General features: G+C 51.1%; 11 protein-coding genes and 1 pseudogene. 8 read left to right on the top strand and 4 right to left on the bottom strand.

Going from position 1 to position 13,559, the window contains the following annotated elements; all coding sequences use genetic code 11:
- Window positions 1-32 precede the first annotated feature (32 nt).
- From yehK to K0335_RS15560, 6 genes and pseudogenes are all read left to right on the top strand, one after another.
- Entirely contained in the window at window positions 33-350 is a 318-nt protein-coding gene (yehK, locus tag K0335_RS15585; RefSeq protein WP_104919431.1) for a protein YehK, read from the top strand.
- 1,309 nt (window positions 351-1,659) lie between these two features.
- On the top strand, window positions 1,660-2,748 hold the full coding sequence (locus tag K0335_RS15580) for an AAA family ATPase (protein ID WP_104919430.1): 1,089 nt from the start codon (window positions 1,660-1,662) through the stop codon (window positions 2,746-2,748).
- Window positions 2,749-2,758: 10 nt separating this feature from the next.
- A complete protein-coding gene (locus K0335_RS15575) occupies window positions 2,759-5,038 on the top strand; it encodes a DUF5682 family protein (protein ID WP_219393903.1) in 2,280 nt (759 codons plus the stop codon).
- Window positions 5,031-6,167 (top strand): annotated as a pseudogene (locus K0335_RS15570) (VWA domain-containing protein). Before K0335_RS15575 ends, K0335_RS15570 begins: the two are co-directional and overlap by 8 nt.
- Window positions 6,164-8,179: an SWIM zinc finger family protein gene (locus K0335_RS15565; protein ID WP_160194129.1), complete on the top strand. Its 2,016-nt coding sequence runs from the start codon at window positions 6,164-6,166 to the stop codon at window positions 8,177-8,179. The pseudogene K0335_RS15570 and the gene K0335_RS15565 overlap by 4 nt, the downstream one beginning before the upstream one ends.
- Before the next feature lie 126 nt (window positions 8,180-8,305).
- Window positions 8,306-8,764, top strand: coding sequence for a YehR family lipoprotein (locus tag K0335_RS15560; RefSeq protein ID WP_000643202.1), 459 nt, complete (start codon window positions 8,306-8,308; stop codon window positions 8,762-8,764).
- A gap of 42 nt (window positions 8,765-8,806) precedes the next feature.
- Here the strand turns inward: K0335_RS15560 and K0335_RS15555 are convergent, their stop codons facing one another.
- The 3 genes from K0335_RS15555 to btsS are packed head-to-tail and all read right to left on the bottom strand — an operon-like array spanning window position 8,807 to window position 11,725.
- Window positions 8,807-9,277, bottom strand: coding sequence for a DUF1456 family protein (locus K0335_RS15555; protein ID WP_104919426.1), 471 nt, complete (start codon window positions 9,275-9,277; stop codon window positions 8,807-8,809).
- Between the two features lie 46 nt (window positions 9,278-9,323).
- Entirely contained in the window at window positions 9,324-10,043 is a 720-nt protein-coding gene (btsR, locus tag K0335_RS15550) for a two-component system response regulator BtsR (protein ID WP_000598631.1), read from the bottom strand.
- Complete coding sequence (gene btsS / locus K0335_RS15545) at window positions 10,040-11,725, bottom strand: two-component regulatory system sensor histidine kinase BtsS (protein WP_002431447.1); 1,686 nt, start codon at window positions 11,723-11,725, stop codon at window positions 10,040-10,042. Before btsS ends, btsR begins: the two co-directional genes overlap by 4 nt.
- Window positions 11,726-11,946: 221 nt before the next feature.
- On the opposite strand from btsS, the gene mlrA reads away from it, so the two are divergent.
- A complete protein-coding gene (gene mlrA, locus K0335_RS15540; RefSeq protein ID WP_001240384.1) occupies window positions 11,947-12,678 on the top strand; it encodes an HTH-type transcriptional regulator MlrA in 732 nt (243 codons plus the stop codon).
- A gap of 59 nt (window positions 12,679-12,737) precedes the next feature.
- The gene (locus K0335_RS15535; protein WP_001216963.1) at window positions 12,738-12,845 is read left to right on the top strand and encodes a protein YohO; all 108 of its coding nucleotides are present in this window, start codon (window positions 12,738-12,740) and stop codon (window positions 12,843-12,845) included.
- Here the strand turns inward: K0335_RS15535 and yehW are convergent.
- Complete coding sequence (gene yehW / locus K0335_RS15530) at window positions 12,826-13,557, bottom strand: glycine betaine ABC transporter permease YehW (protein ID WP_104919425.1); 732 nt, start codon at window positions 13,555-13,557, stop codon at window positions 12,826-12,828. The two genes, K0335_RS15535 and yehW, sit on opposite strands and share 20 nt — an antisense overlap.
- Between the last annotated feature and the right edge of the window lie 2 nt (window positions 13,558-13,559).

The raw sequence follows: 13,559 nt of genomic DNA, 5'->3' as shown, positions 1-13,559 counted from the left end.
GTTATCAACACGACTTACCACCGGGAAAAGCGATGATCGTGCAAAAAGAGCTGGTCGCTACTTATGATTATGAAGTCCCTGTACCTGAAGATCCGTTTTCCTTCAGACTTGAGATCCATAAATGCTCTGAATTATTTACAGGTTCCGTCTATCGACAGGAACGATTCCGGCTACGTCCAACATTTCATCAACGTGATAGAGATGATGCCGACCCGCTAATAAATGATGCGTTGATTTATATAGGAGATGAATTTATTGATGAGCGAAAATTACGAGGTGAATCACCAGAAACTGTAATCGCCATTTTTAATCGTGAACTACAGAATATATTCAACCAAGAAATAGAATAATATACTCTAAATAATTCAAGTTGCAGGAAGGCGATAAGCGAGTGAATCCCCAGGAGCTAACTAAAGTAAGTGACTGGAGTGAACGAACGCAGCCGCAGCATATGCAACTTGAAGCATGGCGAGTATAGCTTTATTAAAGGGGGAAACGGTAATCCCCCTTAGATGCGTTTCAATTTGCCCGTTACTTCAACAAATCAATCAACCGTAACAGAGCCACTAATAACTCCAGTACGGCAATGAGCACAGTTAACTTTTGTGTCAGCGTGTCCATCCGCTCTCCTTATTAAGGAGCGCAACACCAGGACCTTACCCTTACACTGCCTGTCGATACTGGTTTACGTATGTTGAGTCGCCATGTTGCACTCCGGATCAGAGCACTACCTGCGGCACCACCCGTCCGGTAGCCAGGACTTGAAATTGGTTCGATCCGGCGCAACTTCCCAACAGTCAGGATTATAAATCTCATTATCTTAATTGCAACGGGGTCCGTAGGTCGTTATAATTCGTTCGTTGGGGCGCCATGTTGCATAATCAGTAACTTAACGTCAAAGTTGTAAATAAAAGAACCTGCCTCACCAGCAGGTTTTTTTATTTTCTGCGATCTGCTTTCCAGATATTTTTTGCCCATAATCCACCATAAGAACTCACATCCCGGTCAAATGTACGTTAATTATAAAATCGATGAATTTATAAATAAGAAAAAAGTTATCGGGTGAATTAATGGAAGATGTAATCATTTTATTAAAGGGGGAAGAGGTATTCCCCCTTAGATGCGTTTCAATTTGCCCGTTACTTCAACAAATCAATCAGCCGTAACAGAGCCACTAATAACTCCAGTACGGCAATGAGCACGGTTAACTTTTGTGTCAGCGTGTCCATCCGCTCTCCTTATTAAGGAGCGCAACACCAGGACCTTACCCTTACACTGCCTGTCGATACTGGTTTACGTATGTTGGTACGAAACGTTGCTCTCCGGATCAGGGCACCACCTGCGGCACCACCCGTCCGGCAGCCAGGACTTAAAATTGGTCCGATCCGGCACAACTTCCCAACGGGCAGGATTATAAATCTCACTCACTGAATTGCAACGGGATGTGGATATGGTTATAATTCATTCGTTGGTACGAAATGTTGCACAATCAGCAAGTTATCGTCAAAGTAGTAAATAAAAGAACCTGCCTCACCAGCAGGTTTTTTTATTTACTGTGATCTGCTTTCCAGATATTTTCCGCTCAAACAACTAATGCGCCAAACATTTATTGCGCGTAGAATATTTTTTATTTTCTTAATACATTTCAGGGATGAATATATGTCAACGCAGAATAATCATCTGCAGCGTCCACCTGCCGCTGTGTTATACGCCGATGAACTGGCAAAATTAAAGCAAAATGATAACGCACCTTGCCCGCCCGGTTGGCAGTTAAGTTTGCCTGCGGCCCGTGCTTTTATTCTTGGCGATAGCGCGCAAAATATCAGCCGTAAAGTCGTGATTAGTCCCTCCGCTGTCGAACGCATGTTAGTCACTCTTGCTACCGGGCGCGGTTTGATGTTGGTGGGGGAACCTGGCACCGCAAAATCTCTCCTGTCTGAATTACTGGCAACCGCTATTAGCGGCGATGCCGGGTTAACCATCCAGGGCGGCGCATCTACCACCGAAGATCAAATCAAGTACGGCTGGAACTACGCCCTGCTTATCAACCATGGCCCGTCAACGGAAGCGCTGGTCCCTGCCCCACTTTACCAGGGAATGCGCGACGGCAAAATTGTCCGTTTTGAAGAGATAACGCGTACACCGCTGGAAGTACAAGACTGTCTGTTAGGTATGCTTTCTGACAGGGTAATGACGGTGCCGGAACTCACTGGTGAAGCCAGTCAGCTCTATGCGCGAGAAGGCTTTAATATTATTGCCACTGCCAATACCCGCGATCGCGGCGTCAATGAAATGAGCGCGGCACTAAAGCGTCGCTTCGATTTTGAAACGGTTTTTCCGATTATGGATTTCGCCCAGGAGCTGGAACTGGTCGCCAGCGCTTCGGCACGCTTGCTGGCACATAGCGGTATTCCGCATAAAGTGCCTGACGCGGTACTGGAGTTACTGGTCCGCACCTTCCGCGATCTGCGTGCCAACGGCGAAAAGAAAACCTCAATGGATACCCTTACAGCGATTATGTCGACCGCTGAAGCCGTTAACGTAGCTCACGCTGTCGGTGTCCGCGCCTGGTTTTTAGCGAATCGCGCGGGGGAACCTGCCGACCTGGTAGACTGTATTGCCGGAACCATCGTCAAAGATAACGAAGAAGATCGCGCACGTCTTCGCCGTTACTTCGAACAGCGTGTCGCTACACATAAAGAAGCTCACTGGCAGGCTTATTATCAAGCTCGCCACCGCCTGCCGTGAGGAAAGATGCATGAGCGAGCCGTTAATTGTCGGCATCCGGCATCATAGTCCGGCCTGCGCCCGACTGGTGAAATCGTTAATCGAAAACCAGCGGCCGCGATACGTGTTGATTGAAGGCCCGGCGGATTTTAATGACCGGATAGACGAACTGTTTTTAGCCCACCAGCTTCCGGTGGCGATTTACAGTTATTGCCAGTATCAGGACGGTGCTGCCCACGGGCGTGGTGCCTGGACGCCATTTGCTGAATTTTCGCCGGAGTGGCAGGCGCTACAAGCCGCACGTCGTATTCAGGCACAAACTTACTTCATCGATTTGCCTTGCTGGGCGCAGAGTGAAGAAGAGGACGAGTCACCCGGTACGCAAGAGGAAAGCCAGGCTTTGTTGCTGCGTGCCACTCGTATGGATAACAGCGACACCCTGTGGGATCACCTGTTCGAAGATGAAAGCCAGCAACCTGCATTATCCTCTGCACTGGCGCACTATTTTGCCCAACTGCGGGGCGACTCCCCCGGCGATGCGCTCAATCGTCAGCGCGAAGCCTTTATGGCCCACTGGATTGCATGGGCGATGCAGCAAAACAATGGCGGCGTGTTAGTCGTCTGTGGTGGCTGGCACGCTCCGGCACTGGCAAAAATGTGGCGCGAATGTTTGCAAGAAATGAACAAGCCAGAATTGCCTTCGCTGGCAGATGCCGTTACAGGTTGCTATCTCACGCCATACAGTGAAAAGCGCCTTGATGTGCTGGCAGGATACCTTTCCGGAATGCCAGCCCCGGTCTGGCAAAACTGGTGCTGGCAGTCAGGTTTGCAGCAGGCAGGTGAACAACTACTAAAAACGGTTCTTACCCGTTTGCGCCAGCACAAATTGCCTGCTTCAACAGTGGATATGGCTGCCGCTCATCTGCATGCGATGGCACTGGCACAGTTGCGCGGTCATACACTACCGTTACGCACTGACTGGCTGGATGCTATAGCAGGCTCGCTGATCAAAGAAGCCCTGAACGCGCCGTTGCCGTGGAGCTATCGCGGCGTTATTCATCCCGATACCGATCCGATTCTGCTAACGTTGATAGACACATTAGCAGGTGACGGATTCGGTAAACTTGCCCCCTCGACGCCACAGCCACCTCTGCCAAAAGATGTCACCTGCGAACTGGAACGTACCGGAATCTCTCTTCCGGCGGAGCTTACCTTAAATCGCTTTACCCCCGATGGACTGGCGCAAAGTCAGGTGCTACATCGATTGGCAATACTGGAGATTCCCGGCATTGTGCGCCAGCACGGAAGTACACTGACGCTGGCGGGCAACGGTGAAGAATGCTGGACATTAACCCAGCCACTTAGCCAACATGCGGCATTGATTGAAGCCGCCTGCTTTGGTGCCACACTCCAGGAGGCCGCACGGAATAAATTAGAAGCCGATATGCTGGACGCGGGTGGAATCAGCGGCATCACCACATGTCTTAGCCAGGCAGCGTTAGCGGGTCTGGCGTCCTTCAGTCAGCAATTACTGGAACAACTCACATTATTAATCGCCCAGGAAAATCAGTTTGCCGAAATGGGCCTGGCGCTGGAAGTGCTTTACGCCTTGTGGCAGCTCGATGAAATCAGCGGTATGCAAGGCGCGCAGATATTACAGACGACGTTATACGCGGCTATCGATCGCACACTGTGGCTATGTGAATCCAACGGCAGGCCGGATGAGAAGGAGTTTCACGCTCACCTGCATAGCTGGCAGGCGCTTTGCCATATCCTGCGCGATCTAAATAGCGGCGTTAATTTACCCGGCGTTTCGCTTTCTGCGGCGGTAGCCTTACTGGAACGTCGCAGTCAGGCGATTCATGCCCCAGCGCTGGATCGCGGTGCGGCCCTTGGCGCGCTGATGCGTCTGGAACATCCCAACGCCAGTGCCGAAGCGGCGCTGACGATGCTGGCGCAATTATCCCCAGCACAATCTGGCGAGGCGCTGCACGGTTTGCTGGCGCTGGCCCGCCATCAACTGGCCAGTCAGCCTGCATTTATCGCCGGTTTCAGCAGCCATTTGAATCAACTGAGTGACGCCGATTTTATTAACGCCCTGCCCGATTTGCGCGCGGCGATGGCCTGGCTACCGCCACGAGAACGCGGGACGCTGGCGCATCAGGTGCTTGAGCATTACCAGCTCGCTCAGCTTCCCGTTTCGGCGCTGCAAATGCCGTTGCATTGCCCACCGCAAGCCATTGCACATCATCAACAGCTCGAACAGCAGGCACTGGCATCACTGCAACACTGGGGAGTTTTCCATGTCTGAACTGAACGATCTTCTGACCTCTCGTGATCTACAACGCTGGCGATTAATTCTTGGCGAAGCGGCAGAAACGACGCTTTGTGGGCTGGATGACAACGCCCGGCGGATAGACCACGCGCTGGAATGGCTGTACGGGCGCGATCCTGAACGGCTCCAGCGTGGTGAACGCTCCGGTGGATTAGGTGGCTCAAATCTCACCACCCCTGATTGGATCAACAGTATTCACACGCTGTTTCCGCAACAGGTGATTGAGCGGCTGGAAAGCGATGCTGTACTGCGCTATGGCATTGAAGATGTAGTGACAAATCTCGACGTGCTGGAACGTATGAAGCCCTCTGAAAGCCTGTTACGCGCCGTTTTGCACACCAAACATCTGATGAATCCCGAAGTGCTGGCTGCCGCCCGCCGGATAGTGCGCCAGGTTGTTGAAGAAATTATGGCGCGACTGGCAAAGGAAGTTCGTCAGGCTTTTTCAGGTGTCCGCGATCGCCGTCGCCGCTCATTAATTCCACTGGCGCGTAATTTCGATTTCAAAAGTACTCTGCGCGCCAACCTGCAACACTGGCACCCGCAACACGGCAAGTTGTATATCGAATCCCCCCGCTTTAACAGCCGAATTAAACGCCATAGCGAACAATGGCAGCTGGTGTTACTGGTTGATCAAAGCGGATCAATGGTCGATTCGGTGATCCACTCAGCGGTGATGGCGGCCTGTTTATGGCAGTTACCCGGTATCCGCACCCATCTGGTCGCTTTTGACACAAGCGTCGTCGATCTCACGGCAGACGTTGCCGATCCGGTAGAGTTATTAATGAAAGTACAGCTGGGTGGCGGGACCAATATCGCCAGCGCCGTGGAATATGGTCGGCAACTTATTGAACAACCAGCGAAAAGCGTCATCATCCTCGTGAGCGATTTTTATGAAGGGGGTTCATCATCATTGCTGACGCATCAGGTGAAAAAGTGTGTCCAGAGCGGCATCAAAGTGCTGGGACTGGCAGCGCTCGATAGCACCGCAACACCTTGCTACGACCGCGATACAGCCTAGGCGCTGGTAAATGTCGGCGCACAAATAGCCGCGATGACGCCAGGCGAACTGGCTACCTGGCTTGCGGAGAATCTTCAGTCATGAATTCACTACGTCCGGAATTATTAGAACTGACACCGCAGGCCCTGACGGCGTTAAGCAATGCTGGTTTTGTGAAGCGCAGCCTTAAGGAACTGGAAAATGGCAATGTCCCGGAAATCTGCCATGAGAACGGCGCTTTAATCGCCACGTTCAGTGACGGTGTCCGTACCCGGCTGGCGAACAGTCAGGCACTGAAAGAGGCTCAATGCAGCTGCGGGGCCAGCGGCATGTGCCGTCATCGCGTGATGCTGGTGTTAAGTTATCAACGACTTTGTGCCACCGCCCAGCCTACGGAAAAAGAAGAAGAGTGGGATCCGGCAATCTGGCAGGAAGAACTGGCTACCCTGCCCAATACCACGCGCAAACGCGCGCAGGCGCTGGTCGCTAAAGGCATCACCATTGAGTTGTTCTGCACGCCGGGCGAAATTCCCTCTGCCCGCTTACCGATGAGCGATGTGCGTTTTTATTCCCGCAGCAGCATTCGTTTCGCACGCTGTGATTGTATTGAAGGCACGCTGTGTGAACATGTCGTGCTGGCTGTGCAGGCCTTCGTCGAGGCCAAAGCGCAGCAAGCGGAATTTACTCATTTAATCTGGCAGATGCGCAGCGAACACGTCACATCATCTGACGATCCGTTTTCCAGCGACGAGGGCAACGCGTGTCGTCAATATGTTCAGCAATTAAGCCAGGCGTTATGGCTTGGCGGCATCAGCCAGCCGCTTATTCATTACGAGGCTGCTTTCAGCCGCGCGCAGCAAGCGGCGGAACGCTGCAACTGGCGCTGGGTAAGTGAATCACTACGACAGCTACGGGCAAGCGTTGATGCCTTCCACGCCCGCGCCAGCTACTATCATGCCGGAAAATGCTTGTGCCAGCTTGCGGCGTTAACCAGTCGCTTGAACAGTGCACAAGAGATGGCGCGACGTGACAGTGTCGGTGAAGTACCGCCCATACCGTGGCGCACGGTCATTGGCGCAGGCATTGCTGGCGAAGCAAAGCTTGATCATTTGCGGCTGGTGTCACTAGGTATGCGTTGCTGGCAGGATAATGAGCGGTATGGTTTACGCATCTGGTTCACCGATCCCGACACCGGCAGTATTTTGCATCTTTCGCGCAGTTGGCCGAGAAGTGAACAGGATAACTCTCCAGCGGCAAAACGGCGGCTGTTTAGTTTTCAGGCTGGCGCGCTGGCGGGTGGGCAAATTGTTTCACAAGCAGCAAAACGCAGTGCTGATGGCGAGTTGCTGTTAGCTACCCGCAACCGCTTAAGCAGTGTTGTTCCGCTGTCGCCTGATGCCTGGCAAATGTTGAGCGCACCACTGCGCCAGCCGGGCATTGTGGCTTTGCGGGAATATTTACGCCAACGTCCGCCAGCCGCCATACGACCGCTTAACCAGGTCGATAACTTATTTATTCTGCCAGTAGAAGAGTGCATTTCACTCGGTTGGGACAGCAGTCGGCAGACACTGGATGCGCAGGTAATCAGTGGCGAAGGTGAAGATAATGTGCTGACGTTATCACTGCCAGCTTCAGCCAGTGCGCCCTTTGCTGTTGAACGCATGGCAGCTCTGTTACAACAAACAGAAGATCCCGTTAGTCTGGTTTCTGGGTTTATCAATTTTGCTGAGGGGCAATTGACACTGGAACCACGGGTGATGATGACAAAAACCCGCGCCTGGGCACTGGACGCAGAAACTGCGCCTGTGGCACCGCTACCTTCAGACAATGTTCTTCCGGTGCCGTCCAGTGCTCACAAGCTTTTAGAGCGCTGTCAGTCATTGTTGATCCAGGTGTTACATAACGGCTGGCGTTACCAGGAAAGGAGTCTTATGAATCAGGCTGAAATGCTGACAAATGAGTTAGCAGCATTTGGTTTTTCCCGACTGGCGCATTTGTTACATCAATTGCAGCAAACAGAAGAGGAAAAACGTAGCGCCATATTGAATAACAGCGTGTTGCTTTATGAACATTTGGTGCTATTACTGGCGGATTTACCAGACAAACCCCTTAATTAGTCGTTCTACTCCTGATTCGGACTGCTCAACCCCTTGTAACAGGCATATCCTATAGCGCCACTGGCAAACGACCAGGTCAACAATGCCAGGGCGCTGATATTTTGATATTTAAAAATGGAGTTTTACATGAAGGCTTTTAATAAACTGTTTTCTATGGCGGTGGCATCCGTTCTCGTTTTTTCCCTCGCTGGCTGTGGTGATAAAGAAGAAACCAAAAAATTTACCGCCAATCTGAATGGCTCTGAAATTGCTGTTACCTATACCTACAAAGGCGACAAGGTACTGAAGCAAACTTCTGAAAATAAAATTATGTACTCTTCTATCAACGCTGCAAATAAAGAAGATGCCGCGAAGATCCTTGACCCAATCAGCGCCAAATATAAGAATCTTGTTGGTGTAGAAGAAAAATTAACCTATAAAGACAGCTGGGCAGAAGAAACTGTCTCTGTAGATATGGAAAAAGTTGATCTCAAAGAGTTGCAAAAAGCTGCTGGTACTATGATCAGTGGCGACACCAGCAAAGGGATTAGCATGAAACAATCACAGAAAATCCTTGAAGCCGCTGGTTTTAAAGAAGTGAAATAATCTGTCGGCGGCCATGTTTTTGGCATGGCCGCCATGCCCGTCTTAGCTTTTCTTCACATGCTGGCGCGCTGCCAGCCCACGCAGAAAATAACGCAAGAATTGATCGCCGCATTCACGAAAGTTTTTATGATCCGGTGCACGCATCATCGCCGTAATTTCCGGCATCGAAACACGGAACTGCTGTTCGGTGAGGATCGCCAGAATATCATCAGTTTTCAGTGAAAACGCGATGCGCAATTTTTTCAGTACAATATTGTTATTAATGCGACGTTCCGGCTCAAGTGCCGGAGCAGACTCATCCTTGCCGCGTTTGTCATAAATCAGACCATTCAGGAATGAAGACAAAACAATGTCCGGGCAACGTTGAAACCCTTCTTCGTCTTCTTTTCGCAACCAGACAGCAATCTGTTCCGCGGTGGCTTCGACATTACCTAGCGCCAGAATACGCACCAGGTCATTATTGTTGGCTTTCAAAATGTAGCGCACGCTGCGCAGAATATCGTTACTTAGCATGAGGCCTTCGGGTGTTAATGAGGCAAAAAGCCATTTTAGCAGTCTTTTACAGGCCAATCGCCTCTTTTAAACTTTTCAGATAGCGGCGGCTGACAGGGACGGTTAAACCATTACGCAAAATCAACTCAGCCTGACCGTTATCTTCCAGGCGAATCTCCTGTAAATGCGCGAGGTTAACCAGATACTGACGATGGCAGCGCAGTAGTGGTGTACGGCTCTCCAGAGTGCGCAAAGTCAGTTCGGTGAAACCTTCTTTCCCTTCGTGGCTGGTAACGTAGACACCGCTCATCCGACTGCTGACAAATGCTACATCTCTCATTTGCAGCAAATAAATCCGACTATGCCCCGTACAAGGGATAAATTTCAACGCCTGTTGGTTTTCCGGTAACAGCGAAACATCCTGCTTGCTGCGCTCCTGACGCAAACGCGCCAGCGTTTTCTCCAGCCGCGCTTCATCAATTGGCTTCAGGAGATAATCAAAGGCATGTTCTTCAAAGGCTTTAATGGCGTATTCGTCAAACGCGGTGAGAAAAACAATATACGGGCGATGTTCCGGGTCGAGCATCCCAACCATTTCCAGACCGCTGATACGCGGCATCTGGATGTCGAGAAACAGTACGTCCGGGCGCAGTTTATGCACCGCGCCAATCCCTTCAACAGCATTTGAACACTCACCGACGATTTCAATATCGCTCTGCTCCTGCAAAAATATGCGCAGGTTCTCCCGTGCAAGCGGTTCATCATCGACAATTAACACCTTAATCATGCGTTATCCCTCCATGGAAGTCGTAAAGTAATGCGGGTGTAACAATCTGGTTCACATGCCACACTGATGCCATAGTCATCGCCAAATCTCTCGCGTAATCGCTTATCTACCAGACTCATCCCCAGCCCGCTGGCGTTGGTTGCTGGCTGGTATAATCCGGCGTTGTCTTCAATATCCAACATAAAATATTGCCCTTCGCGGCGTGCAGTGATCGACACTTCCCCGGTGCCCAGCAATTGTGATGTGCCATGTTTTATCGCATTCTCAACAATTGGTTGAAGTGTAAAAGCCGGAAGGTGTTGCCAGGCAAGCTCTCCCGGGATATTCATGTTGACCTGCAACCGTGACTGAAACCGTGCTTTTTCTATTTGCAGATAAGCATTTACGTGTTCAATTTCATCAGCAAGAGTCACAATTTCCGACGGTCGTTTTAAATTTTTGCGAAAGAAAGTCGACAGATACTGAACCAGTTGACTGGCTTGTTCACTGTCACGGCGAATCACTGCTTTAATGGTGTTAAGCGCGTTAAACAGGAAATGCGGATTTACCTGAGCGTGTAACAGCTTGATTTCTGACTGTGTGAGCATCGCTTTTTGTCGCTCATACTGCCCGGCAAGGATCTGTGCCGAAAGCAGTTGTGCGATCCCTTCACCCAGTGTGCGGTTGATCGAGCTAAACAAACGGTTTTTGGCTTCATACAATTTGATGGTGCCCATCACCCGCTGATTTTCGCCACGGAGTGGGATAACCAGTGTTGAACCTAACTTACACTGCGGATGTAAAGAGCATTGATAAGGCACTTCGTTGCCGTCAGCATAAACGACTTCACCGGTTTCAATCGCTTTTAAGGTATATCCCGATGAGATTGGTTTACCGGGCAGATGGTGATCATCGCCAATCCCTGTGAAAGCCAGCAGCTTCTCGCGATCAGTAATCGCGACTGCGCCAATATCCAGCTCCTGGTAAAGCACCTGCGCCACCTTCATGCTGTTCACTTCGTTAAAACCCTGACGCAATATCCCTTCCGTCGAGGCCGCCACTTTCAGTGCGGTTGCCGAAAACGCCGAAGTGTATTTCTCAAACATCGCGCGTTTATCGAGCAATATACGCATAAACAGGGCCGCGCCCACGGTATTGGTGACCATCATTGGCGCAGCAATATTGCTCACCAGACGCACGGCATCTTCATAAGGCCGGGCAATGGCAAGAATGATCAACATTTGGATCATTTCGGCAATAAAAGTGACTGCTCCGGCGGTGAAGGGGCTAAACACCCGGTCGGTACGTCCACGACGAATCAGGATACTGTGCACCAGGCCACCTAACAGACCTTCAACAATGGTAGAAATCATGCAGCTGAGCGCCGTCATTCCTCCCATTGAATAACGGTGTAACCCCCCGGTCAGACCAACAAGTCCGCCAACAACCGGGCCACCCAACAGCCCCCCCATCACTGCACCGATGGCGCGTGTATTAGCAATGGAGTCATCGATATGTAAGCCGAAGTAAGTGCCGAGGATACAGAAAATCGAGAAGGTCACGTAACAAAGCAGTTTGTGAGGTAACCGCACTGTGACTTGCATTAAAGGGATGAAGAGCGGTGTTTTACTCATCAACCACGCAATAACCAGAAAAACACACATCTGCTGAAGCAGCAGCAACACCAGATTAAACTCGTACATACCTGCAAGCCACACATCCCTTAAAAACGCGTAACATACATGGCATGCGCATAACTTTCTTTGAAGTGCTGCAGAAAATAAGAAAATTGTGAGAGCGATCGCGCAAAAAGCGCCGGATAAATCGATATCAGCCCTTTTTCGATCAAAAAACGATCAGTACTACCTGGTTCGCAAATCTGCGTCTAAAGTTAAACCGGGACCTCGCGAGCAAAGGTGAGACGATGGCGCTTTACACAATTGGTGAAGTGGCGTTGCTTTGTGATATTAACCCTGTGACGTTACGCGCGTGGCAGAGGCGTTACGGATTGCTGAAACCGCAGCGGACAGACGGCGGTCATCGCCTGTTTAACGACGCGGATATCGACAGGATCCGGGAGATCAAACGCTGGATCGACAACGGCGTGCAGGTTAGCAAAGTTAAGATGCTGCTCAGTAATGATAATGTTGATCTACAAAATGGCTGGCGCGAGCAACAAGAAACGCTACTCAATTACCTGCAAAGTGGCAATCTGCATAGCTTGCGAACATGGATCAAAGAGCGTGGTCAGGATTACCCCGCCCAGACGCTCACCACGCACCTGTTTATTCCTCTGCGTCGACGACTCCAGTGCCAGCAACCGACTCTCCAGGCGTTGCTGGCGATCCTCGACGGCGTACTGATCAATTACATCGCCATTTGTCTGGCTTCAGCACGCAAAAAACAGGGCAAAGATGCGCTGGTAGTCGGCTGGAATATTCACGATACCACCCGCTTGTGGCTGGAAGGCTGGATTGCCAGCCAACAGGGCTGGCGCATTGATGTCCTCGCTCACTCACTTAATCAACTACGCCCGGAACTGTTTGAAGGCCGCACGCTATTGGTGTGGTGCGGTGAAAACCAGTCCCCTGCCCAACAACAGCAACTCACCAGTTGGCAGGAGCAAGGTCATGATATTTTCCCGCTCGGCATTTAATGATTCGTTAACAAATGCGCTTTACTGTACAATCCTTTCGTTAACATAAGGAGTGCATTATGCGCATAGCTAAAATTGGGGTCATCGCCCTGTTCCTGTTTATGGCGTTAGGCGGAATTGGTGGCGTCATGCTCGCAGGTTATACCTTTATTTTGCGTGCTGGCTAAGCGCCTGCACCAACCTTTCAAACAGGCGGTCTGCGATGATCGCCGCCAGTGCCACCAGTAACGCTCCCTGGATCACATACGCGGTATTAAATCCGCTAAGTCCGATGATGATGGGCGTACCCAGCGTGTTGGCCCCTACCGTTGAGGCGATCGTCGCCGTGCCAATGTTGATAATCACCGAAGTTCGTACACCCGCCAGAATCACCGGAGCTGCCAGCGGTAGCTCGACCTTACGCAGTCGCTGACTACGGCTCATTCCCATGCCTTTGGCAACTTCGGTCACGCTGGCATCAATCGATCCCAGCCCGGCAAGTGTCGCCTGCAGGACGGGCAGCACACCGTAAAGGATCAAGGCGATAATCGCCGGTTGCTGACCAAACCCCATCACCGGAACAGCAATCGCCAGCACCGCGACGGGCGGAAAAGTCTGCCCAACGGCGGCGATAGTTTCCACCAGTGGGCGAAATTCCGCACCCCACGGGCGAGTGACAGCAATTCCGGCACCAGTACCAATGATCACCGCAAACAAACTCGAAATTCCCACCAGCCAGAAATGAGCCAGTGCCAGAGCAGCAAAACTTTCTTGCTGATAAACGGGGCGTGGCAGTTGTGGGAACAAGGCAGAAAACAGCGGCTGGCTGTAAGGCAGCCAGAAAATCAGTGCCACAAACAAAGCAATGAGCCAGAACAGCGGATCGCGCAACATCTTCATAC

The organism is Escherichia sp. GZ89 (genome assembly GCF_019366485.1).
Classification (GTDB): Bacteria; Pseudomonadota; Gammaproteobacteria; order Enterobacterales; family Enterobacteriaceae; genus Escherichia; species Escherichia fergusonii.
Note: the sequence above shows the minus strand (reverse complement) of the source record. Positions and strands in the feature narration are given on the sequence as shown.